This is a genomic window from Limnobaculum allomyrinae (assembly GCF_016649425.1).
Taxonomy (GTDB): Bacteria; Pseudomonadota; Gammaproteobacteria; order Enterobacterales; family Enterobacteriaceae; genus Limnobaculum; species Limnobaculum allomyrinae.
This window is the reverse complement of the sequence record NZ_JADRCR010000002.1, coordinates 268,534-293,696: the sequence shown is the minus strand read 5'-3', so window position 1 is coordinate 293,696 and position 25,163 is coordinate 268,534. Positions and strand designations below refer to the sequence as shown.

Annotated in this window: 18 protein-coding genes and 1 pseudogene; 8 read left to right on the top strand and 11 right to left on the bottom strand. The window is 47.2% G+C overall.

Going from position 1 to position 25,163, the window contains the following annotated elements:
• The first annotated feature begins 98 nt into the window (after window positions 1-98).
• From I2494_RS05540 to I2494_RS05525, 4 genes and pseudogenes are all read left to right on the top strand, one after another.
• Window positions 99-1,220, top strand: a complete 1,122-nt coding sequence (locus I2494_RS05540; protein WP_218466112.1) for a NapC/NirT family cytochrome c — start codon at window positions 99-101, stop codon at window positions 1,218-1,220.
• Window positions 1,221-1,241: 21 nt separating this feature from the next.
• A pseudogene (gene torA / locus I2494_RS05535) lies at window positions 1,242-3,733 on the top strand (trimethylamine-N-oxide reductase TorA).
• Window positions 3,730-4,377 (top strand): molecular chaperone TorD, encoded by a 648-nt coding sequence (torD, locus tag I2494_RS05530; RefSeq protein ID WP_218466111.1) that lies wholly within the window; start codon window positions 3,730-3,732, stop codon window positions 4,375-4,377. The pseudogene torA and the gene torD overlap by 4 nt, the downstream one beginning before the upstream one ends.
• Window positions 4,378-4,647: 270 nt before the next feature.
• On the top strand, window positions 4,648-5,103 hold the full coding sequence (locus I2494_RS05525) for a type II secretion system protein N (protein ID WP_228350874.1): 456 nt from the start codon (window positions 4,648-4,650) through the stop codon (window positions 5,101-5,103).
• A 350-nt stretch (window positions 5,104-5,453) separates the two neighbouring features.
• Here the strand turns inward: I2494_RS05525 and I2494_RS05520 are convergent, their stop codons facing one another.
• The 3 genes from I2494_RS05520 to pepA form a co-directional block, all read right to left on the bottom strand.
• The gene (locus tag I2494_RS05520; protein WP_218466109.1) at window positions 5,454-8,309 is read right to left on the bottom strand and encodes a valine--tRNA ligase; all 2,856 of its coding nucleotides are present in this window, start codon (window positions 8,307-8,309) and stop codon (window positions 5,454-5,456) included.
• A gap of 16 nt (window positions 8,310-8,325) precedes the next feature.
• The gene (locus I2494_RS05515; RefSeq protein WP_218466108.1) at window positions 8,326-8,775 is read right to left on the bottom strand and encodes a DNA polymerase III subunit chi; all 450 of its coding nucleotides are present in this window, start codon (window positions 8,773-8,775) and stop codon (window positions 8,326-8,328) included.
• 358 nt (window positions 8,776-9,133) lie between these two features.
• Window positions 9,134-10,645 carry a leucyl aminopeptidase gene (gene pepA / locus I2494_RS05510; protein ID WP_218466107.1) on the bottom strand — a complete coding sequence of 504 codons (1,512 nt, stop codon included), beginning with the start codon at window positions 10,643-10,645 and terminating at the stop codon, window positions 9,134-9,136.
• A 237-nt stretch (window positions 10,646-10,882) separates the two neighbouring features.
• On the opposite strand from pepA, the gene lptF reads away from it, so the two are divergent.
• The 4 genes from lptF (at window position 10,883) to I2494_RS05490 (ending at window position 15,202) form a co-directional block, all read left to right on the top strand.
• Window positions 10,883-11,977: an LPS export ABC transporter permease LptF gene (gene lptF, locus I2494_RS05505; protein WP_218466106.1), complete on the top strand. Its 1,095-nt coding sequence runs from the start codon at window positions 10,883-10,885 to the stop codon at window positions 11,975-11,977.
• 3 nt (window positions 11,978-11,980) lie between these two features.
• Window positions 11,981-13,057 (top strand): LPS export ABC transporter permease LptG, encoded by a 1,077-nt coding sequence (gene lptG, locus I2494_RS05500; RefSeq protein ID WP_218466105.1) that lies wholly within the window; start codon window positions 11,981-11,983, stop codon window positions 13,055-13,057.
• 156 nt (window positions 13,058-13,213) lie between these two features.
• Window positions 13,214-13,537: a hypothetical protein gene (locus I2494_RS05495; RefSeq protein ID WP_218466104.1), complete on the top strand. Its 324-nt coding sequence runs from the start codon at window positions 13,214-13,216 to the stop codon at window positions 13,535-13,537.
• A gap of 144 nt (window positions 13,538-13,681) precedes the next feature.
• The gene (locus I2494_RS05490; protein WP_228350853.1) at window positions 13,682-15,202 is read left to right on the top strand and encodes a multicopper oxidase family protein; all 1,521 of its coding nucleotides are present in this window, start codon (window positions 13,682-13,684) and stop codon (window positions 15,200-15,202) included.
• 100 nt (window positions 15,203-15,302) lie between these two features.
• On the opposite strand, the gene ompL is transcribed toward I2494_RS05490, so the two are convergent.
• The 8 genes from ompL to yihU all read right to left on the bottom strand — a co-directional run bounded on the left by ompL (window position 15,303) and on the right by yihU (window position 25,067).
• Window positions 15,303-15,992, bottom strand: coding sequence for a porin OmpL (gene ompL / locus I2494_RS05485; RefSeq protein ID WP_218466103.1), 690 nt, complete (start codon window positions 15,990-15,992; stop codon window positions 15,303-15,305).
• 67 nt (window positions 15,993-16,059) lie between these two features.
• On the bottom strand, window positions 16,060-17,499 hold the full coding sequence (locus I2494_RS05480; protein WP_218466102.1) for an MFS transporter: 1,440 nt from the start codon (window positions 17,497-17,499) through the stop codon (window positions 16,060-16,062).
• Between the two features lie 47 nt (window positions 17,500-17,546).
• Window positions 17,547-18,929, bottom strand: a complete 1,383-nt coding sequence (locus I2494_RS05475) for an MFS transporter (protein ID WP_218466101.1) — start codon at window positions 18,927-18,929, stop codon at window positions 17,547-17,549.
• Between the two features lie 47 nt (window positions 18,930-18,976).
• The gene (locus I2494_RS05470; protein ID WP_407657877.1) at window positions 18,977-20,992 is read right to left on the bottom strand and encodes an alpha-glucosidase; all 2,016 of its coding nucleotides are present in this window, start codon (window positions 20,990-20,992) and stop codon (window positions 18,977-18,979) included.
• Between the two features lie 59 nt (window positions 20,993-21,051).
• Window positions 21,052-21,984 carry an aldose-1-epimerase gene (locus tag I2494_RS05465; protein ID WP_218466099.1) on the bottom strand — a complete coding sequence of 311 codons (933 nt, stop codon included), beginning with the start codon at window positions 21,982-21,984 and terminating at the stop codon, window positions 21,052-21,054.
• 27 nt (window positions 21,985-22,011) lie between these two features.
• Complete coding sequence (yihS, locus tag I2494_RS05460; protein WP_218466098.1) at window positions 22,012-23,253, bottom strand: sulfoquinovose isomerase; 1,242 nt, start codon at window positions 23,251-23,253, stop codon at window positions 22,012-22,014.
• Between the two features lie 16 nt (window positions 23,254-23,269).
• On the bottom strand, window positions 23,270-24,148 hold the full coding sequence (yihT, locus tag I2494_RS05455) for a sulfofructosephosphate aldolase (RefSeq protein WP_218466097.1): 879 nt from the start codon (window positions 24,146-24,148) through the stop codon (window positions 23,270-23,272).
• A gap of 22 nt (window positions 24,149-24,170) precedes the next feature.
• A complete protein-coding gene (gene yihU / locus I2494_RS05450; RefSeq protein WP_218466096.1) occupies window positions 24,171-25,067 on the bottom strand; it encodes a sulfolactaldehyde 3-reductase in 897 nt (298 codons plus the stop codon).
• Window positions 25,068-25,163 lie beyond the last annotated feature (96 nt).

Genomic DNA, 25,163 nt, shown 5'->3' with positions numbered 1-25,163 from the left:
CATATTGTGTTATCTGTTCCTATCCACAGTATCTCTCTGTCTCTATCTGTTACTGCCCGTTCCCCGTTAACGTGCTTACAAAAAACAGAGAGATAACTATGTGTAAGCTAAACAAAAAAACAATATCACTGATATTCAGCAGTGCGCTACTGACGTTGTTATTGATCTGGGGAAGCTATCAGGGCATTCATTACACCAGCAAAACTGAGTTTTGCCTGTCCTGCCACTCCATGAGCATAGCAGCAAAAGAGTATCAGCAAAGTGTCCATTATAAGAACGCTTCCGGCGTTCGGGCAGAATGTAAAGACTGTCATATCCCGCCCGGAATAGTTCCTACACTAGTCCGCAAAACTCAGGCAGTGAGTGAGATTTATTATCAATGGATCTCCCCTTCTATTGATACGCCAGAGAAATTTGAAGCAAAACGAGCTGAGTTAGCACATAAAGAGTGGTCACGTATGGCAGAAAGCAATTCCGCTGCCTGTAAATCCTGTCATAGCTATCAGGCCATGGATCATGGCAAACAATCTTCCACTGCTGCACAACAAATGACTTCAGCAGCAGGAAAGGATAGTCAGTGTATCGACTGTCATAAAGGCATTGCACACCGTAAACCCGATACCAGCAGCGGTTTTCGTGATGATTTCAAAAAGCTTCAGCAACAGGCTCAGCAATTACCTGACAGTAATCAGCTGTTCACCCTGAGTGATAAAAAGCTCACTGCAATGGCCAATGGTGAAGCGGGTAAAGCCCAATTGATGCCTGCCACCAAAGTCACCGTACTGGCACATCAGGATAATCAAGTTCAGATAGAAATCGTCGGCTGGCGTGAAAGTAATGGTCGGGGAAGAGTGATCACTCAATATCCCGGCAAGCGCGTATTCAGCGCCGTACTGGATGATTCTCTGTTACCCGCAGTAAAAGTCCTTAGCCAGCAAGAAGATCCACTCTCCCACCAACAGTGGGAACAGATTAGCGTGACCGCCTGGACATCTCAGGAAGGGTTCAACGCCAGTCTGCAACCCGTATGGCAATACGCAGAGAGCATGTTGAAATCCACCTGTAGCTCCTGCCACAACGTCCCGCCCACCACTCAATATAACGCCAACGGCTGGATTGCCGGATTAAAAGCCATGTCTACCTACTACCGTTTAACAAAGCAGGAAGAGAGCACGCTATTGAAATACCTGCAAACCCATGCCAGCGATACCAGAGAATAAAAATACAATGAGGATATTTCTATGAGTTTTCAAAATATTAGCTCTTCGAGACGCCGTTTTATTCAAGGAATAATGGCTACCGGAGCCCTGAGCGCAATCAGCACCGGGCCATTAATGAGCCGTGCCTGGGCGGCAGAAAGTAACCCTGAACAGTGGATTCAATCCGGTTGCCACTTCGGCGCTTTTGAAGCCAAAGTGATTAATGGTGAATGGACTGATACGCGTCCATTTAAGCATGACAAATTTCCTTGTGACATGCTTAAGGCAGTAAGAGAGATTGTTTATAACCCTTCTCGCGTTCGCTACCCTATGGTACGCCTTGACTGGTTGCTCAAACGGGAAAAATCTGACCGTTCACAACGGGGAGATAACCGTTTTGTACGTGTTACCTGGGATCAGGCGCTGGATCTGTTCTGGCAAGAGCTGGAGCGAGTACAGAAACAATACGGTTCATCCGGCGTGTTTACCGGTCTTGCCGACTGGCAAATGGTTGGTAAATTACACAAAGCCGGTGGTGCAATAGACAGAGCACTCGGCATGCACGGTAGCTATGTTACTACCGTAGGTGACTACTCCGCCGCTGCTGCACAGGAGGTTCTTCCACATGTGATCGGTTCACTGGAAGTGTATGAGCAGCAAACCTCATTACCGCTGGTGATTGAAAATACGAATACCATCATTCTTTGGGGCTGTGATCCCATCAAAAACCTGCAAATTGAGTATCTGGTTCCAGACCACGAACCTTTCGGCTACTGGCAACAAATCAAAGACAAAGTGACACAGGGGAAAATGCGGGTTATCAGCATCGATCCGGTGCGCAGCAAAACGCAAAATTATTTGGGCTGTGAGCAACTGGCGCTTAATCCACAGACCGATGTCGCACTCATGTTAGGGCTAGCCCATACGTTGTACAGTGAAAAGCTGTACGATGAAGCCTTTGTCAAAGAGTATAGCGTTGGCTTTGAGCAGTTTTTACCTTATCTAACGGGAGAAACCGACAAACAGCCCAAAGATGCCAAATGGGCAGCGGCCATTTGCGGTATCGATGCAGAAAAAATACGTGAATTAGCCCGTCAATTAGTGAAAGGCCGTACTCAGTTTATGGGAGGATGGTGCGTACAGCGTATGCATCATGGTGAGCAGTATCCATGGATGCTGGTGGTTCTGGCGACTATGGTTGGTCAAATTGGCTTACCCGGCGGCGGCGTTGGTTTTGGCTGGCACTATAATGGTGGCGGCACAATAACCTCTAAAGGGCCCGTTTTATCCGGTCTTGGCGGATTAAGTAACCCACCCAAAGCAGTACATGCCGCAGATTTTCGTGGCGCATCGCCGCACATTCCCGTTTCCCGTATGGTGGACTGTTTACTCTCCCCGGGCAAGAAGTTAGCCTTTAATGGCGAAACACTTACCTTTCCGGATATAAAAATGGCTATCTTCACCGCAGCCAATCCATTCCACGCTCAGCAAGATCGTAACCGTATGATAGAGGCCTGGAAAAAGCTGGAACTATCATTGTTCTTGACCATCAATGGACAGCCTCCTGCCGTTTTGCCGATATTGTTTTGCCGGTTACCACCCGCTATGAACGCAATGATATTGAGCAATTTGGCACTCACTCTAATAAAGGGCTGATGGCAATCCGTCAGGTTGTTAAACCACAGTTTGAAGCACGCCATGACTTCGATATTTTTACCGAGCTGTGTAAACGTTTTAATCAGGATGAGACTTACAGCGAAAAACTGACAGAAATGCAATGGATTCAGCGCCTGTATGATGAAGGACGTAAGCAAGGCCAGGAGACTGGAGTAACCATGCCTGATTTTGACACCTTCTGGAATGGCGAAGGCTACATTGAATATCCGGCAGGAACGCCATGGGTACGCCATGGTGAGTTTCGTGAATCACCGGATCTTAACCCGCTGGGAACTCCGTCGGGGCTCATTGAAATATACAGTAAAACCATTGCCGGGTTCAGCTATCAGGACTGTCCGGGCCATCCAGTATGGCTGGAGCCGTTTGAGCGTATTCACAGCGGCAAGCAGGCAGAAACCTATCCACTTCATCTGCAATCCTGCCATCCGGATAAGCGTCTGCACTCTCAAATCTGTTCCAGCGATAGCTATCGCCAGACTTATGCGGTCAATGGACGTGAACCTTTGTATATCAGCCCGGCGGATGCAAAAGCACGTGGACTAAAAGAGGGTGATATCGCCAGAGTATTTAATGCCCGTGGGCAGGTACTAGCCGGCGTTGTCATCAGTGAAGATTATGTTTCAGGGGTTGTTCGTATTCATGAAGGCGCCTGGTATTCACCACTGGAAGGCGGCAAAGTCGGTACTCTTTGTACCTATGGCGATCCTAACGTTCTGAGTGCAGATATAGGCACATCCCAGCTTGCTCAAGGTCCCTCAGCCCATACGGCAGTTGTACAAGTTGAACGTTATCAAGGGGTGATTCCCGCCGTAACCGGTTTTGGTGGGCCACAACAAGTTCAGGGTACCCATGCATGATAAGAACTGACAATCTGGCCCGGGAACGGGCCAATATCTACCGTTGGTTTGCTTACCTGCTATTTCAGGAACTCTCTGTTACCGATATAGCCTCACTAAACTCACCTGAGCTTCAACAGTTGTTACGTGGGCTTAAATCAATTCCTGAGCTACGCCTTCCCGCCGATCTATTTCGACGTAAATTGAAGGCGTTAATCAACCGTCCGGACAATCATCTTGAGCTGGCTGCTGATTATGCTGAATTATTTTTGATGGCACCGCCAAGTGGGGTATCTCCCTATGCCGGACACTATCCTCATAGTTCTCCGGCGGAAGAAAGGATCCGGATGAACCAATGGCTAAGCCACCTGAAACAGCAAACCGGAAATAATGAGGCATCTGATCATTTGGCCGTTCAACTTGCCGTTCTGGCTCTATTGATTGAATCACCTGATAGTCAGTCAACGTCCTTATTTTCACAACATGAATACATCAGAGATCGTCTGCTTAGCTGGTTACCGGGTATGGTGAAACTATGTCTGCAACGAGATAAGTTTGGTTTTTACTCATCGCTACTCAGGTTACTCAAAAGCTATATTCTGCAAGATGAGCAGTATTTAACTGAGTGTATCCAATTATCATCTTCATCTATGCAAACCCTATAACCCACGACTTACTTACCGATAGCCTCATTTAAATAAAAGACTATCGGTGAGTTTAATAAGCGATTACTCAATTTACATAAGTGAATCCACAAAAAAATCAGGCGTAACAACCCGTAAGTATGGCGGTTTTTTTTAGGACTGAAAGTGTGTGGAATTACCCCCTCTCCCTCGGCAAAATACCTTCCAAGCAAGCATGGCTCAACGGCCTCAACGTTTATTAATGAGCTCATGACTTTTCAGTTTTGTCTACAGAGGTACCAAATAGTGCAAATGAATATTATCAATAAATATACCGTTCCTGCCCTGATAGCCGTTGTTTTCGGATTTGGTGCTTTTCAGGCTTATCACACCTATGACAATCATCAAAGCTATGCCTTAAACAGTAGTGCCAAACATCCTCATAAAGCAAAAATGGAGGTCGTAGCAGAGCCGGCAAATCTGACCTTGTTTAATCAGGCAACCTCCGCCCCAACAACCGCCGTTCAGGCACCGCCTGTCGCAGTGGAGGTTAGTGCTATTGTCTACAGCGATGATACCGATTTATCCATGGCAACACTCAAACAAGGCAGTGAAGAAATTAACTACCGCGTTGGTGAAATGCTTAAAGGTTACACAGACGTATTTGTTGATTCTATTGATAAAGATGGCATCCACCTGCGTAATAAAGGCAACATGGAAACTGTAAAATTGAAGCAACCTGATTATATGAAAGGACACGCTGTATAGTCAGGTGGTTAACGATAAGTCTGAATAGCCTCGTTCTCACTCGTCGAATAATAAGGAAGCGTTAAGTTAGCAGATAGGGACTATCTGGAAGAATTCGCTGCGAAATTTGGATGGTAATCGCAGCAATCAGGGAAGATATTACCCCCTGGAATAAAGCCGTAGGGAAGCGGCCGAGTTACAAGCAGGAAGCATTTGAAAGGATGCACCGCACAATCAGGATGAGACAGTAACCGCTAATGTGCCTCGACGTTATCGCTGTTATTGATGTGCATAATAAAACGGCCCCGCCAGTCATGGTGGGGCCGTTTGTTTTTATACTCGGTTAAACGTTAATCCGGTATATCTTCAGATTATAACGCAGCAATAGTCGCCTTCTGCTCTAACAGTTTGGCTTTATCTGCGATAAAGGTCGCTAAACGCTCACGCTCTTTAGCCACTACCGCTTCCGGAGCACGAGAAACAAAGCCTTCGTTTTCCAGCTTGCTCTCAATTTTCCCCATTTCTTCTTCGATGCGTGTCACTTCTTTCGCCAGACGCTCCAACTCAGCGGCTTTATCTACCAGACCCGCCATTGGAATTAACAGCTCGGCGCCTTCCACCAGTTTGGTCACAGAAACCGGGCCTTTATCACCGGCTGGCAGAATGGTGATTGATGACAGACGCGCCAGCGTTTTGATAAAGTTTTCGTTTTCCATCACTCGGCTTTGCGCCATCGGATTGGCTTCACGCAGTAATACATCCAGCAGTTTGCCTGGGGCGATGTTCATTTCGGCGCGAATATTTCGTACCGCAACAATCGCTTGTCTGATCCATTCCAGTGAATCACGGGCTGCTTTATCGTCCAGTGCCGCATCGTATTCCGGCATAGGTTGCAGCATAATGGTGTCTGCAGTGATATTTTTCAGCAGCTTCACACGTTGCCAGATAGTTTCAGTGATAAATGGAATAATTGGATGCGCTAAACGCAACAATGACTCCAGCACGTGAACCAGCGTATGACGTGTACCACGCAGTTCTGTTTCAGAACCTGAGTTCATCACCGGCTTCGCCAGCTCCAGATACCAGTCACAGAACTGGTTCCAGGTGAATTCATACAGAATGTTGGCAGCCATATCGAAACGATAGCTATCCAACGCTTCACGATAGGCTTTCACCGTCTGGTTAAACTCTGCCAGAATCCAGCGATCCGCCAGCGAAAGCACCATCTCACCGCCGTTTTGGCCACAATCCTGATCTTCCGTATTCATCAATACAAAGCGGCTGGCGTTCCACAACTTATTACAGAAGTTACGGTAACCTTCCAGACGTTTCATATCCCAGTTGATATCACGGCCGGTTGAGGCTAACGCCGTCAGAGTAAAGCGCAGCGCATCGGTACCATGAGCTTCGATACCATTCGGGAACTGCTTCTCGGTACGCTTACGGATTTTCTCCGCTAGCTGTGGCTGCATCATATTACCGGTACGTTTTTCTAACAGGCCATCCAGCGAAATACCGTCAATCATATCCAGTGGGTCAATAACGTTGCCCTTGGATTTAGACATTTTCTGTCCTTCGTCATCACGAATCAGGCCGGTAACGTAGACGTTTTTAAACGGTACCTGTGGCTTGCCGTTTTCATCTTTGATGAAATGCATGGTCAGCATGATCATGCGGGCAATCCAGAAGAAGATGATATCGAAGCCACTCACCAGCACATTGGTTGGGTGGAAAGTACGTAAATCTTCAGTATTTTCCGGCCAGCCTAATGTTGAGAACGTCCATAAACCGGATGAGAACCAGGTATCCAGTACGTCTTCGTCCTGAGTCAGGGCTACGTCAGCCGGAATGTTATTTTCTTTACGCACTTCTTCTTCGTTACGGGCAACGTAAACGTTACCTTCTGCGTCATACCATGCAGGAATACGGTGTCCCCACCATAACTGACGGGAAATACACCAATCCTGAATATCACGCATCCAGGAGAAGTACATATTTTCATACTGTTTAGGTACGAACTGAATATCGCCGTTCTCAACCGCTTCAATGGCAACTTTTGCCAGTGGAGCCGTACGAACATACCACTGGTCAGTTAGCATTGGTTCAATAACCACACCACCGCGGTCACCATAAGGTACCGTTAAGTCATGCGGTTTAATCTCTTCCAGTAAGCCAAGACTATCAAAGGCAGCAACCACAGCTTTACGCGCAGCAAAACGCTCTAATCCACGCAGCTCAGACGGTAACTCATCGGAATAGTCTTCACTTGGCTTACCATTAGTATCAAATATTTCTGCGCTATCGCGGATATCACCGTCGAAGGTCAGAATATTGATCATTGACAGGCCGTGGCGGCGTCCAACTTCATAGTCGTTAAAGTCATGAGCTGGTGTGATTTTCACACAGCCGGTGCCCTTTTCCATATCCGCATGTTCATCACCCACAATCGGGATGCGACGGTTAACCAGCGGCAGTACTACATACTTGCCGATAAGGTCTTTATAGCGAGGGTCTTCAGGGTTAACGGCTACGCCGGTGTCACCCAGTAGCGTTTCAGGACGCGTAGTGGCAACCACCAGATAATCTTTACCGTCAGCGGTTTTTACCCCATCTGCCAGCGGGTAGCGCAGGTGCCACATAGAACCTTTAGTTTCACGGTTTTCGACTTCCAGATCGGAAATCGCCGTACGCAGTTTTGGATCCCAGTTAACCAGACGTTTGCCGCGATAAATCAGGTTCTCTTTATGCAGACGAACGAAAACCTCTTTCACCGCATTGGATAAACTTTCATCCATGGTGAAACGTTCACGATCCCAGTCTACCGATGCACCTAAACGGCGCATTTGACCGGTGATGGTGCCACCTGATTCTGCTTTCCACTGCCAGATTTTGTCGATAAAAGCTTCACGACCATAGTCATGGCGCGTCTTGTTCTCTTCAGCGGCAATTTTGCGTTCCACGACCATCTGAGTAGCGATACCGGCGTGGTCAGTCCCAGCCTGCCACAGGGTATTCTTTCCCTGCATGCGCTGATAGCGAATCATGGCATCCATGATGGTCTGCTGGAATGCGTGTCCCATATGCAGGCTACCGGTGACATTCGGTGGAGGAATGACGATGCAGTAGCTCTCTTTGCTGGTGTCGCCATTTGGCTTAAAGTAGCCACTCTCTTCCCAATGTTGATAAAGGGACTGTTCGATCTCTTGCGGGTTATATGTTTTTTCCATGGTATTTTTATATCATTCAGATGGTTGGCGGCGTTGCCGTAGACAGATTAAAACCCACGCTGCGATAAACTTTATAACGTTCGCGCGCTAATTGTTTTAAATCGTCTTCATGTGGAACAAAGTCTATCACTTCATAGAATGCGGTAGCAAAATCCGGAAATTGACTCTGTAGATTAATCAGAAGATCCCGTGGTGCGTTGCTGCGTTTACCGGGCCAGCACAGCTCCACCGGAGCTCCATATTTAGGGCCTTCACCCGCCAGGTTATGTGGGACAAACTGGTTGGTATCCAACTTCCATAGTGCTTCATCCAACTGCTCTGCCTGTTGCTGAGTTTCACAGGCTATCAGGACACGTTTTCCCATGCGCCAACGTTCAGCTGCTACGCAACAGGCCAACGCCTCGCAGGCAGAGAGGCCCTGTGATGAGTTGCTGTGGTCGAGTAGATAAAATGATGCTGTTTTCATAGTTGGTGTTGGAGTTAGCTCTATTTATTGAGATTGCAGATAAATACATTTAAGTCAGCTTCAGAGGATATTCCGGTCGTAAAAGCAGCGTGCTTATATCTGCGTTGTACCCGACCGGAAGACCATCTGTACTTAATATCGGAGAGCGTCGGGCCTAGATTCCCTAGGGGCACTTCGTTGGCTTACGCCAAGTCGACCCCAACGGCAATCTCTCCCTCCGATTGGCTATTTCATCAATCTGAAGGGCACGCCATGCGTGCCCTTAGTGAAATTACATAAGTGACATCATAATACCATGTCACTACGGCAACAGAAATAAACAGCATTACCCTTATGTCTGTTGCCTACACGAATAGCCTTACTCGTCGTAACTTTGGCCTGAACGGTTAAGCAGGAACTGAGTTAGTAGTGCGACCGGACGACCGGTTGCGCCTTTGGCTTTGCCTGAGCGCCATGCGGTGCCGGCGATGTCCAGATGTGCCCAGCTGTATTTACGAGTAAAGCGGGAGAGGAAACAACCCGCAGTAATCGCCCCGGCAGGACGGCCACCTATGTTGGCCATATCAGCAAAGTTAGATTCTAACTGCTCTTGATATTCATCACCTAACGGTAAGCGCCATGCACGGTCACCGGCCTGTTCGGATGCTCCAACCAGCTCTGTTGCCAGTGGGTTGTGGTTCGACATCAGGCCGGTAATTTGATGGCCTAACGCGATGACACAGGCACCGGTCAGGGTTGCGACGTCAATCACTACTTCAGGTTCAAAACGCTCTACGTAAGTTAATACATCGCATAACACTAAGCGACCTTCCGCGTCGGTATTCAGTACTTCAACGGTTTGTCCTGACATGGTGGTCAACACATCCCCCGGACGATAGGCGCGTCCCCCTGGCATGTTTTCACAACCGGCCATCACCCCGATGATATTCAGCGGTAGTTTTAACTCCGCTGCTGCACGCATTACGCCATATACTGACGCTGCGCCGCACATATCATATTTCATCTCATCCATGCCTTCGGCAGGTTTGATAGAGATACCACCCGAGTCAAACGTCAGCCCTTTCCCCACCAGAACAATAGGTTTGGCATCGGCGACCGGATTACCTTTGTATTCAATCACTGACATCAGCGACTCATTCTGGGAACCATGACCTACCGCCAGATAAGCATTCATGCCCAGCTCTTTCATCTGCTGTTCACCGATCACTTTGGTAATGATGTTTTCACTGAAAGCATCGGCCAACTGACGTGCCTGAGAAGCCAGATAAGCAGCGTTACAAATATTTGGCGGCATATTGCCTAAATCTTTTGCCGCTTTAATACCGGCAGAAATCGCCAGACCATGCTGAATAGCTTTTTCACCGCAGGTCAGTTCGCGGCGAGTTGGTACGCTAAGAACCATTTTACGCAGCGGACGACGGGGTTCGACTTTATTGCTTTTCAACTGATCGAAAATATACAGTGCTTCTTTGGTGGTCTCGACGGCCTGACGGACATTCCAGTAAGTGTTGCGCCCTTTTACGTGCAACTCAGTCAGGAAGCAGACTGCTTCCATTGAGCCGGTATCGTTCAGGGTGTTGATGGTTTTTTGCACCACTTGTTTGTACTGGCGCTCATCAAGCTCGCGCTCTTTACCACAACCGATTAATAAAATTCTTTCTGAAAGTATGTTTGGTACATGGTGTAACAATAAAGTTTGACCAACCTTACCTTCCAGTTCACCACGGCGGAGTAACGCACTGATATAGCCATCGCTGATCTTATCCAGCTGCTCGGCTATAGGTGACAGACGACGAGGTTCAAAAACACCGACGACGATACAGGCGCTACGTTGTTTTTCCGGGCTACCACTTTTTACACTGAACTCCATGCACTCTCCTGAATCTTAAAGAGACAAGGCAGGTGAGTTATGGATAGAATAGACAGATCCGTAACGCCCCTGCGGTTTTTATTAACGTGACACAAATAGTGTTAATATTTTATGCCCATTAATACTATTATTAGCAATATAGGCTGCCATTATGGTAGATGTTAGTAAAAATGGCGAATTAACGATGAAAGTATCGGCTTTCCTGTAAAAAAACAAGTTTTCACAGGCGTAATTAACTTGATAATCATTAGATATCTGATCCGGGAGACATTCAAGAGTCAAATCGCAATCCTGTTTATCCTACTTCTGATCTTTTTCTGTCAGAAACTGGTACGGGTTTTGTCGATGGCTGTTGAGGGAGATATCCCGACGAACTTAATTTTTTCTTTGCTTGGCCTCGGTATTCCCGAGATGGCACAACTCATTCTGCCTTTGAGCTTATTCCTGGGCATTTTGATGACCTTCAGTAAGCTGTATTCGGAGAGTGAAATCACCGTAATGCACGCCTGCGGCTTAAGCAAAAATGTATTATTGATTGCCGCACTGGCCCTTTCAATACTCACCGGCGCGGCTGCCGGGATAAACTCGGCCTGGTTAGGGCCATTATCCGCGGTAAGCCAGGAGCGAATTATTGCCGATGCCAAAGCCAACCCAAGTTTAGGTGCTTTGGTGGAGGGTCAATTCCAGCCATCTCAGGATGGCAACGCCGTGCTGTTTGTTGGCAAAGTAGAAGGCAATGAGTTTACCGACGTTTTTCTGGCGCAGTTACGTCCTTCCGGCAACCAGCGACCTTCGGTTGTGGTGGCGGATAAAGGCCATATCGTTGAAGACCTCAACGGCAATCAGCGTATCTTCTTAGATACCGGTACCCGATACGAAGGTACCGCTTTACTGCGGGACTTCCGTATTACCGATTTTACTCATTATCAAGCGGTTATCGGCCATCAGGAAGCGATGTTTGATGACAGCGATGTAGAACAAGCCAGCATGTCTTCACTGATAGCATCTGACAGTCATCAGGCTAAAGCCGAGCTGAACTGGCGTTTAACGCTCATCATCTCTGTGCCGTTGATGGCGCTGTTAGTGGTACCACTAAGTGAAGTGAATCCACGTCAGGGGCGCGTAGTCAGTATGCTACCGGCAATGTTGCTGTATCTGATCTACTTCCTGCTACAGAGTTCATTAAAATCAAACGCCAGCCGGGGAAAGATCGATCCGATGATCTGGGTTTGGGTGGTCAACCTGGGCTATTTAGCCTTGGGTATTTTACTCAATCTGTGGGATAGCATACCTTCCCGCCGCCTGCGTGCCCGGCTGAGAGGAGCGGTTTAATTTATGTTCAGCGTTTTAGACCGTTATATCGGCCGTACGATCTTCAGTACCATCATGAGTACCCTGTTTCTGCTGGTCAGCCTGTCCGGAATTATCAAGTTCGTGGATCAGCTACGTAAAACCGGTAAAGGGGATTATGATGCCTTAGGTGCTGGTCTTTACACGTTATTAAGCGTACCAAAAGATATAGAAACCTTTTTCCCGATGGCGGCACTTTTAGGTGCGCTATTAGGTTTAGGCGCACTGGCAACCCGCAGTGAATTGGTGGTGATGGAAGCCTCTGGTTTTACCCGGATGCAGATCGCCTCCGCGGTAATGAAAACCGCTATTCCTCTGGTATTGCTCACTATGGCTATTGGTGAGTGGGTTGCTCCGCTGGGTGAACAAACTGCCCGTAATACCCGCGCTCAAATGATGTACGGCAGTTCGCTGCTTTCTACTCGCGATGGAATATGGGCAAAAGATAAGAATGACTTTATCTATATCCAAAACGTGGTGAAAGAAGACGAGCTCTCCGGCGTCAGCATTTATCATTTTGATAAACAACGTAAGCTGCTATCGGTGCGCTATGCCAGTACCGCCACTTACGATAAAAACAGCAATACCTGGCAGCTATTCCAGATCGATCAATCCGACCTCAGTCAGCCGGATAAAATTGTTGGTACCCAAACCCTCAATGAAGAGTGGCAAACCAACCTGACACCGGACAAGCTGGGGGTGGTTGCCATGAACCCGGAATCCCTGTCCGCCAGTGGGCTGTATGAATACAGTAAGTATCTGAAGCAAAGCGGACAAGAATCTGCCCGCTATCGGCTGATTTTCTGGAACAAAGTGCTGTCACCAATATCGGTGGCGGTAATGATGCTAATGGCATTATCTTTTATCTTTGGCCCGCTACGCAGCGTGCCGATGGGTATCCGGGTGGTCACCGGTATCAGCTTTGGTTTCATCTTCTATGTGCTTGACCAGATTTTTGGTCCACTCAGCCTGGTGTATGGCGTACCGCCATTTATTGGTGCGTTATTACCAAGCCTGCTGTTTTTGGCTATCAGTATTTTCCTGCTTAAACAAAAACGCTAAATCTCTTCAAATGGCGGTGATAACTGATATCGCCGCCATTTACTTCCCCTGCTAATTATTAAAGAAGATTAAAGAGCATTGAAACACCCGATGCTCACGAGTAACATGCTTGTTATTAACGGTTGATTAACTTACAGGGAAGGCTCCTTTACTATCATGAAGTTATCATTGCTGCCCAAATTGCTTTTGATTCTGGCCGTGCTGTTTAGCGCGCCGGGCTTTGCAATGGCTGCAAATCATGATGCTTGTGCCCCGGTATCCGTTACTCAGGAACACCATACCTCAATGTCACAGCATGATGCCCCAATGGATCACTGCAACGATAATGCACACTGTATGCTCTGTTTTTCCGTTGTTCCTTCCATATCACTTTCTGTTGCCACCTCGGTCGGCCATGAGACCTACCGCTTCTCTGCTGTTAGCTGGCACTCCCGTTCACTACAGCCAGAACCCTATCCTCCCAGAAATCTCAGCGTTTAAATCATCTCGTTTAAACCGGCTAAAGCGGCTTATCGGGCTTTGTCCGTATCTTCGCCTTAGCATTCAGATTTCAATCGCATGATGTGCTTATAGCCACATCATTACTCTGTTCATCATTGATGATGATCAGTTGAGGATAACATTATGAACCGTAGACTATTTTTAACTAAACTGGCGGCAGCCGTTGGTACATTGGCAGCAGCCAAAGTCGTGGCACAGCCACACCATATGGAAAAGATGCCTTCCGGACACAATATGGAAAATATGTCTCATCACAACATGGGCAACATGTCCATGGGGGAAATGCATAACAGCAAGCTGTTACCGGAATCCGCCCTGCCCAAGAACCTTCCGCTACCTGATTTGAAAAAACTGCTTAACACCAGCGATAAGTCGGGTTATTTCAGCGCATCCCTTACGGCAAAACCGGTTCGGGTTCAGCTAACTCCACAGGTCGAAACTGAGTTCTGGGCCTATAACGACCAGATCCCCGGCCCCGCCATCGAAGTATTTGAAGGGGATACGGTAGAGATCTTATTTAAAAATGAATTACCACAGCCCACCACCGTACACTGGCATGGGCTACCTGTTCCACCGGATCAGGATGGCAACCCGCAAGATGAAGTGGCTCCCGGCGCTTCTCGCGTCTATAAATTCACTCTGCCCGAAGGTTGTGCCGGTACCTACTGGTATCATCCTCATGGACATAACACCGTCGCTGAACAGGCATTTCGTGGTCTGGCCGGGGTGTTTATCGTTAAGCCAAAACAGGATCAGCTGGCGCATATTCCGGTGCAGAACTGGCTGATTTCCGATCTCAAACTCAGTGCCGATGGTCAAATTGCACCAAACTCTATGATGGACTGGATGAACGGTCGGGAAGGACAGTTTGTTCTGATCAATGGTGCATCACATCCGGAAATTACACTGAATCAGGCAACCCGTGCTCGTTTGTGGAACGCCTGCTCGGGTCGTTATCTTAATCTGTCCCTGAATGATGCAGATATCTACCTGATAGGTACCGATGGCGGTCTGCTGGAACAGCCTTATAAGCTCACCACCCTGTTGTTAACGCCGGGAGAACGGGCAGAAATTCTGATTGTACCGAAAAAATCTGGCACACAGAGCCTTCAGGCGCTGGCTTACGATCGCGGCAAAATGGGGTGTACCACTGAAGAAGTCACCCGCTCGCTGGCATCCATTAATCTGAAAGCCAGTCAGTTACCTGATTTACCGACAAAACTGGCCAGCCTGCCCAATATCGGTAAAGCCAGTGCGGTAAAAACGCTGGAATACACCGAAACCATGGATATGGGCAAAGGCATGTCCGGTATGAACTTCCTGATTAACGGCAAAAAACACGATCCAAAACGTATCGATCTCACCAGCAAAGTGGGCGAAGTTGAGGAATGGGAAATTTTCAATAACTCCCATATGGACCATAACTTCCACCTGCACGGCACACAGTTTACCGTGGTCAGCTACCAGTTAAACGGTCAGTCACGTCTGCCGGAGTATATCGGCCATAAAGACACCATCAACCTGAAGCCTTATGAACGAGTACGCATTAAGCTGGTTCAGCAGCATAAAGGCTTACGCATGTACCACTGCCATATTCTGGAGCACGAAACGCTGGGCATGATGGGACAGTTGAATGTGATTTAATCACGGCTAACAAAATGTCAGTTATGCAACAAACCGGCCGATAATTCGGCCGGTAATCATTATTCAGACTCAATAAAGTTCGAGCAATACACTACCTCACCTAAAAAGAATACCTTACCCCTAAGCGAATGCGGTACTGCTCACTATTATAATAATTCCAGCGATCTAACCATTGTAACTCGAGATAAGGCATCCAATTTTGGTCAACTTTATAGCTGAATTTGTTGGTAATTTCCCAGTGATGATCTTTGCCATTTTTACTGTTGTAATCATTAATCCGTTGGAAGTAATGGGGTTCAAAGGTATAAGACAGCGTATCCGTTAATTTAAAATTCCAGTAGTTAGCGAATTCATGGGTGTCGTTTTTATTCATATCACCATTAAGATCCATGGTGTCATAGTTACTATGATTGTAGCGATAGCGAAATGTCAGGTTAAATGAAGGTATAAATTTATAGTTAATATCCAGATAGACTGCACCACCTGAACCATCACGATTATCATTAATTAATCCACCCGGTTGAATAGTTAATTTATCGGTAGGTTTAAATAATGGATACCAGCCCTCAATTTCATTATAACTGTGTTTAATTTCATCCCATCGCCCCACATTATAGGCATTAGTAAACATCAACCCAGCCCCCATATCGAAGTTGTAACCTGCACGCAGGATCACTTCATTTAAATCAGATGCAGTATTGTAGGCTTCACGGGTTTCGACATACGCACCAGAAAAAGCAGGCGCAGATATAACGGAAGATAATATTATTGCCACGGTCAGTTTTTTCATGATAAATCCATTTTTTAGACGTAAGGAAGCCGCCACCCTAACAGGCGGTGAATGACGGCTATTATTTTTATATCGCTACTTTGATATCGGTTACTACAGAGGTTTTTTCTTTACCCAACGTATGTTCTGAGACGTTATTTCTTTTACGCTTGTCGATCTCCTCAATAATTAACGCAAAGCGTTCTTCGTTAAGTTTATAAAAGAATCCCATGGTTAAAGCAGCGATAATCGCTAACGCACAAGGCCAGATAAATATAAGCTGACGTAGACCCAGTAGCGTGTCACTACTCTGGATAGCGTTAGGAATATAGCCAATTTGTGTGAGCATTATTCCCGGCAGAAAACCGGCAAGAGCGGCTGAAATCTTTCGTGAAAAGGTATAACCGGTATAAACAGATCCTTCAGTACGAATACCCGTTTTCCACTCGCCATAATCAACGGTATCCGGAACCAGCGCCCAATTCAGACTATTGACAAAAGCGGTACCAAAAAATGCCATACAGGAGAACAATACAAAAGATAACGAACTGTTCCCCCACATGAAATTCAGAATATCACCCACAGCCCACAGCGTTAAACCGCCAAGATAGACCTGTTTTTTGCCAAACCGCTTCACCGCACCGGGGACAAGAAATACGCCAATCAGAATGCACCCCATGCTAAAAAATCCCATCCACGAAAGCAGATGGATATCGTTCAACACATACTGGGTGTAATAGACCTGAATCGCCAACTTGATATTAAATGCGGCCAGAGTGCACAAATTAGCGATACACAGAACCAGCAGTGGGGGATTATGAAATATCGCATAAAACGATTGCAGAATACTGGGTTTATGGTTTTCTGGCGTCACTTCCACATACCGCTCTTTAACCCCGCTATAACACCACCACATGCAGAACAGACCACAAATAGCAAAAATCATGGCGCTGGCGAAATAACCTAAAGAAGAGCCGGTAAACAACCCCTGAATCGGCATAAAAGCGACAGTACACAGCAATAACCCCATTGTTGCCCCACCCTGACGCCAGGCAGCAAGCTGAGCACGTTCATGGGGATTTTTAGTGATGGCTGGTACCATGGCACCATAAGAGCAATTCATCAGGCTATAAAACAACCCAAACATCATAAACAATACTGTTGCCAGCGCTGTTTTCACTGTCAGGCTAAAATCGTTCGATATAAACTGAGCCGTCGCTACCAATGCGACCGGAACTGATGCATAAAGAATAAACGGCCTGAATTTTCCCTTCACCCCAATGTTACGGCGTGAATCAAGTAATACGCCGGTAAACATGTCAGTGAACGCAGTAAAGAACTTCGCCACCAAAAAGATAATACCGCCATAAAATGCAGGCATCCCCAGTTCATCGGTATAGAATTTCAACAGATACAGCGTACCTATACACAGCATCAGGTTAGAGCCAAAATCACCCATTCCATAGGCATATTTCTCACGCAGGCTCAGTTTCAAGGTCAGCGGATCATGGTTGTGTAAATCCTTCATAATCGATCCTCATGGCGCCCATAACAGGCGCCATCATATTGAATGCATTACGCCATACGTTTACGAGAATCTATCTCTGCAATGATGCGAACGTACATTTTTTCGTTGAGGTTATAGAAACACCCCATCGCCACAATGGTGATCGCCGCCAGAACGCAAGGATAAATGAAGATCAATTGGCGTAAACCTTCCTGAGTGCTGGCCGACTGAACCACATTTGGAACATAACCAATTTGTGTCAGCATCCAACCGGGAAAGAAACCTGCCAGGGCCTGTGAAACTTTGCGGAAGAAGGTGAAACCGGTATACACCGTGCCTTCTGAACGCACCCCCGTACGCCACTCCCCATACTCCACCGTATCGGAAACCAGTGCCCAGTTCAGGCTATTCACAAAAGCTGAGCCAAAAAACGCCAGACAGGAGAAACCGATAAAACTCACGGAATCACCACCGAAGAAGTAGTTCATGAGATCGCCGATGATCCAAACAGACAGCCCACCGATATAGACCTTTTTCTTACCGAACCGCCGCACTGCGCCAGGCATTAAAAATACGCCAATGAAAATACACCCCATACTGAAAAAACCCATGTAAGAGAGCAAAATGGGGTCATTCAGTACGTATTGGGTGTAATAAACCTGAATAGCAAGTTTGACGTTAAATGCCCCCAACGTGCACAGGTTGGCAATACACAGGATAAAAAGAGGACGGTTACCGGCTATAGCCCGAAAGGATTGCAACAGTCCTGGTTTTTGCGCGGTATTAGCCGGTTGAGTTTCGACGTAGCGTTCTTTCACACCCGCAAAACACCACCACATAAAGAACAGACCAAACAGAGAAAACAGCGTGGCGGCAAAAATATAGCTAAGCTGCGGATTCCCCTCAATCAGGTTCATTACCGGCACAAACCCCACGGTACATAGAAGCAAGCCGAGCGTGGCACCGCCCTGTCGCCATGCGGCCAGTGAGGCTCGTTCATTCGGATTTTTAGTAATAGCAGGCACCATCGCGCCGTAAGAACAGTTCATCATGCTGAAGAACAATCCATACATCATAAACAGCAGCGTTGCCATGATGGTTTTACCGGTTATCTCAAACGGTGTGCCGACAAAGTTAGCGATGGCCAATAGCGTCACAGGGAATGCGGCATATAACACGAAAGGACGAAACTTACCTTTAGGGCCAATTTTACGCCGGGAGTCCAGCATAATGCCGGTTCCCATATCGGTAAAGGCAGTAAAGAACTTAGCAATCAGGAAGATGATGCCACCATATGTCCCCGGCAACTCAAGAACATCGGTATAGAACTTCAGTAGGTATAACGTACCAATATCTAACAAGATATTGGATCCTAAATCCCCCATACCATAAGCTAATTTTTCTTTGAACGGTAAACGTAGAGTAGCCGGATCTGTCGAAGTTTGACTCATTATAATTCTCCTTCAGCTCATCGGTTCACACCGATGAGCTAGCCTTATCAGATATGACGTAATGAACCAAACAGCGCAGCCCACTCGCTGTTTGCCCGGTAAAACACCGGTGGTTGACCAATAGGTGCATCTATTGTTATTTCACCACCCTGGTGTGTGTCTCCGGTCCAGATATTGATCCAGCTATCCTGTGGAAGATACAGCGACCATGTATCAACATTCTCTTCATACACAGGAGCAACCAGCAGATCGCGACCGAAAAGGTACTGGTATTTCAGCGTGTAGGTATGAGCATCATCTTCGTAATGCAGGAAAAGCGGTCGCATCACTGGTAAACCCGTTTGGGCGTTTTGCGCTACCGCCTGTTTGATATAAGGTTTCAGTGTGGTAAACACCGTCGTCATTCGTGCGAAGTGAGCAATGGTTTCAGCATCGCTGTCAAACTGCCAGTTATCGCCGGGTCGGTTGCCTTCGTGAGTACGCATCATCGGTGTGAAAGCACTAAAATCACACCAACGCAGCAGCAGCTCTTTAGTCCGTTTCATATCAAACAGGGTGGTATAACCGCCAATATCGCTATGATGTAAACCATGTCCGCTCATGGCTAAAGAGAGAGCCGCAGGGATAACAGAAGCCGGCCCATCATCAAGGCTCCAGTCTACGTTCTGGTCACCCGCCCACATCATTACCGAATATTTCTGACTATGGGTGTAACCGGCACGCATAAAGAACAGGATTTCACCGAGCTTACCAGTCTCCTGTAACGCTTCATAGTTACACTTCGCCCACAATGCTGGCCAGGCGTTATGCATAATTTCCGCACTGACGCCGTTATACAGATAAGTGTCGGTTGGCAGGTATTCACCAAAGTCAGCCATCCAACCGCCGCAGCCCAGCTCAATCAAATTCTTTTTAATCCCCCCTTTAAACCAGTCATAGGCTTCAGGGTTAGTGAGATCGACAACCCCGCCATAGAACTCACCAAACTCAACGTGATAATCCCCGCCGTTGGCATCTTTCGTCAGATAACCGCGTTTCGACGCTTCTTCACACAGGTCGCGATCGCTGGCAACGTAAGGGTTAATATAAGCAAGGAACTGCACACCTTGGCTATTCCATTGTTGAATGCGTGCATCCAATTGCGGGTAGAGATCGCTATTCCACTTCCAGTTCCACATGACCCGTTTACCAAACGAAGTCATGCGGATGCCAGACCAGTCCTGAGCCCAGATTCCATTGACCTTCACGCCACCGTTGCGCATAACATCAAGTTTTTGCTGGCAAACTTCAGTGCCCCCCTGAATACCCAGCGTTACGCCGTCATAAACCCAGTCAGGTAGCTCAGGCTGACGACCCAGCAATGCGGTCAGTTTTTCCAGCAGATTAATGTAGCTGTCGGCGCATTCGAAACGCAGGGTCGCGTTATCTTCCCACAGTGCCAGTTCGTGATAATCCGGATGGCTGAAATCGAAGTTCATGTAACAGCTATTATCAACGTGGCAGTAATATTTCTGGGTACTGACAAAGGTTGGTTGCGGGAAGAAAGTCCAGTAATAATCGCCGCCCGCATTCTCTTTGCAATCCGCCAGCCAGGTAACGTAAGTTTGCTTATTGCGCCCTACTCCCTGTTCGCTGGTCCACAATGGGAATGGTTTGCCTCGTAAATCAAAGTATGAGAATTGTTCGCCACATCCGTAAATATGATCCTCTGACTTCGCTGCCAGTCTCAGCCAAATGCGGTTGTGTGTCTTATCATCGTTTTGCAACGTGATTTTCAGGCGCCCCTGTTCATCGGTGGTAATAACAAGCGTCGTACCAAGCGATTCTCCCCGACTAAAGTGCACCGTCCAGCCTTCTGGCTGCCTGGTAATAACGGTATCAGTGAGAGCAATTTTTTCATTCAGACGGTCTTTAATATTAAAATTACCGCGAAACATTTCTATGTCCGCTTCCCCACCGCCAACCCATAAGCAGGGGGCTTGTACCGTATGACGCAAAATAATACGTTGTTGATAAGTTAACAAAAATCCATTATCTAATGGCGTTAGCTCGAGACCAGACAAATTATGTTGTAGTGAATCCACTATAACCTCCATAAAATTGGAATATCTTATTGATATTGTTAGTGCCAGTTATGCTCGCATCCGCTTTTTGGGTTTTGTTTACTGCCGATAGCAAAAAACAGATGATGCGACTCGTCTGGCGCAAGCGAAATTAAGTCAACTCTGGAATTAAACGCATTCGGTGGGCAGCTCATTGGCTCTACTGCCAGCCCTATCCGATTTAATTTGTCGCCCGTGTAAACCTGTAGCCAGGGTTGATCTGAGCGTAAGTAAACCGACATATCCTGCTGCTGGCTGGTTATTACGACCTCCCACTTGGAGGACGACAACTCAGGCATAACGGTTTTAAACGTATGGTCAATCCTGAGTGCGCCTACTGGCTTTGCCGTTAAAAAATTCAAACCCAATTCATCAGTAGTGATTAGGTGTGAAGGATTAAGCGGTTGATCAACTGTCAGCACCTGGCGGGCAGGAATGGTCAGTTGATAGTTATCGACGTTATCCAGATTGCAGGTTAGATAGGGATGGACACCAACGCCATAAGGCGCTGATTTATCATCGATATTTTTTGTTGTGATATAAGCAGCTAAACCAGCTTCTGCATCCAGTTGATAAGTCACTGTTGACATCAGCATAAAGGGATAACCATAGCTCGGTGGCAAATAGGCCGTTAAGGTGACTGAGGTGCCCGTTTGTTCCGTCACTTGCCAGTCACGCCAGGCTAAGAAACCATGAATAGCAGAATTTGAATCGTGATCATTAATGGGAAGCTTAAATACGACACCATCGTGTTGGTAGCAACCATTGGCAACGCGATTAGGCCAGGGAATTAATACTTTTCCCATATGCGCTAATGGCATCTCTTCTGGTTTATGCGGTATCACTAAATGACGTTGGTAATGAGTCAGTTCGGCAATACCAGCCCCAACAGAAACGATTTTTGCCTGATAATGACCCGCAACGAGTACGATTGTTTTTCCACTACTGTGCATCGCTGACATCCTTGAGAAATACCGTATTTACCGGGCGTTTATATCCAATAATCCGGCGGCGACAGCAGGTGCTAAACCTGGTGCAAGCGGCAATCTTGGAATCACTAAACAGTGCAGCAGATGGTAAATGTCCTGCTTGCCATCCCATACTTTGGTAGTGACTTTGTTGTCAGTATCCAACTCTTGCCACCATGAACCATTTTCATAGTCCATTAAGTATTCGATGCAGTAGTCCCACCATTTCTGGTACCAATCTTCATATTCTGTATCTCCGGTAACGGAATAAAGGGCATAAGCCGTACCCATGGCTTCAACAACGGGCCAGCGAACTCTTTCACGTACAATCGGTTTCCCATCCCAGTCAACAGAATAAACAAAGCCATCGGCCCCATCTGGCGCCCAGGCATCCCGGATTGTGGCGTGGAATAAACCTTTCGCATCGTCTAATAACCAATCCGGTGGTGTTTCAAAACGAGCTTCTAACGCTGCACGAAGGTGTAACATCAGACGAGCCCATTCAATCCAATGCCCCGGCGTTCCGCCGTAAGCACGAAAACGATGGGCAGGATTTTCTTTGTTGTAATCCCGAATCGGATTCCATTGCGCATCGAAGTGTTCATTGACGCGATACTCACCACGTCTGGCAACATCATGAATAATCACCGAGGTAATACGCAGTGCGCGATCGAGCCATTTACGATCGTGAGTAACGTCATAAACAATCAAAAAGGCTTCTACGGCATGCATATTGGCATTGCCACCACGATAATCTTCCGTTTGGCTGAATGCCTGGTCCCATGACTCCAGACACATTTGCTCTTGTTCACTCCAGAAGTATTTTTCGATAACCGTAATAGCCTCATCCAGTAATTTTCGAGCCTCAGGATGTCCGGTGGTCACAGCGCTGGCTGCACCCAGTAAAACAAAGAAATGCTGATATCCCTGTTTGGATGCATCGACGATTCCTTCATCGTTAACACAAGCGTACCAACCGCCATATTGCTTATCTGACAGGACACCATTAAGCGCCTTAATACCATGATCAACCAGTTGATATGCGCCAGGGCGCCCCATTGATGCAGCAACGGAATAAACATGCAGCATACGAGCCGTGATCCACAGATGGGTTCCCATTTCCGCTCTGACCTGACCGTTATTACCCAACCAGCCAAATCCAGTAGGCACTGCCGCCTTTTTACCAAAATCAAAGATTCGGTCAGTCTCTTGCTCCAGCCAGCGGTTATGGCTCAACGTATTAAACCATTTCATTATTCAGCCTCCTCAATTAGCGACGGCGAGCCATCATTTCATCAACAATCTCACCTAAACGCTGTAGCTTAGGTACCGAAACATCTCTTAGCATCAATTCTGTGTCCGGTAAGCCAACCACCGATGACCATACGGCACGCCCCGCCAGAAAACCCGAAGCTCCGGCGGTCATAGCAACGCTAACTGCGCGGGGAAACAGTTTTTCATCAACACCGGAAGAGAGGATGACCCAAGGCATATTGATATGCTCATTGAGCTTTTGCGACGCGGTAAGAAGCTCCTGTTGTGAACCTTTACCGGACAACGGCATTTCCACTTTATAAAGATCGGCACCGCTATCACCCAGCTCCTTTGCTGCATCGATAATGGCCTGTTCACGATCAAACTGATCGCCACGACGCGGTGGCCGAACAACGGGTTCAATAATGCTCACTAACCCATTGGCGTGACACAATTGATTAAACTCCTTAACCATACTAAGACGCTGTTGTGGATCCTCATCACTACGCCATAACACCAATAGCTTCAGCGCTTTTCCGCCATCTTTTCTCACCGCTTGAGGATCGACACGTTTATCAATCACCACGCTATCTACAGGAATCCCATTCCCCGGAATAAACTCATCCACAGCAACGATCATTGAACAGCTTTTTGCAATGGCGTTTTGCTCAACCACTTGCCTGTAGCAAAATTGTTGATCCACCAGAATGGCCGAAGCATAAGGCGATAACGTTTTAGCCGCGTTAACTTTGAAATCTGTTAGCATTTGATCGGTAACGGGAGCCTTCACCCCCGCAGCAATAAACATCAAGCGCATGGCTTCCCTTTGGTCAACAGCCAGCATGGCAAAACCGCCGGATGGTCGAGTAATATCTTTGATGGTGTAGTTGTTCATTCATATATCCTTAGTTAATTCATTACTGCTTTATTTTTGGGGTCAGTCCGGCACAGATACGAACCTGCTCTAAAATCGCAGTCCAGTCTTCACGGCCACGGCCTGCTGCGCGAGCCTGATTGTAAACTTCACGGGAAGCGGCACCGAGCGGCATCGGAACATGGAACTGATTGGCAACGTCCAGCGCAATACCCAGATCTTTGTGTGCCAAATCGATCATAAAAGCGGGCGAAAGATCTCCCTTTAACACTTTGTTTGGCCAGGAAGTCGTGAAGTGGCCTTTTCCTGCTGGCGTTCCACTCATAACCTGAAGCGCCACATCGAAAGAAAGGCCTAAAGCCTCACACAGCACTGCCGCTTCCGCTGACAGGGCATTTAAGGCAATACTCATATAGTTATTAATCAGCTTGACGCGGATACCCATTCCTGGCCCACCCGCATTGATAAGCTCAGAGCCCATACACATCAGAACCGGTTTAGCTTTTTCTACCTGCGCCTCCGTTCCTCCGGCTAAAATCAACAACGTACCGGCAATCGCATGGTCAGAAGTGCGCCCTACCGGTGCGTCCATATAGCTGAAACCCTGTTGTGACATTTTTTGACACAAACGATCGCTCTGTAATGGATGAATAGTGGACATATCAATCACCAGTGCCTGTTTTGACAGCGACTCAGTCACCCCGCTCTCGCCAAACAGCACCTGCTCAACCAAATCACCATTCGGCAGCATAGTAATCACGAACTCCGCACCTGAAGCCGCAGCCGATGGGCTATCAGCACCTTTTGCCCCCAGGCCAGTTAACACCTCAACCGCCTGACGGTTAACGTCATACACACTGAGCTGATGCCCTTTTTTAATCAGGTTGGCGGCCATCGGAGCGCCCATCTGTCCCAATCCAATAAATGCTACGAATGCCATCCCCTACCTCCTGATCACTATTGATAGAAATTGTTCGTTTTTGTCATTTTTAAAATTGAATTTGATGTTATTTGTAATTTTAAGTAATTAAAGTGA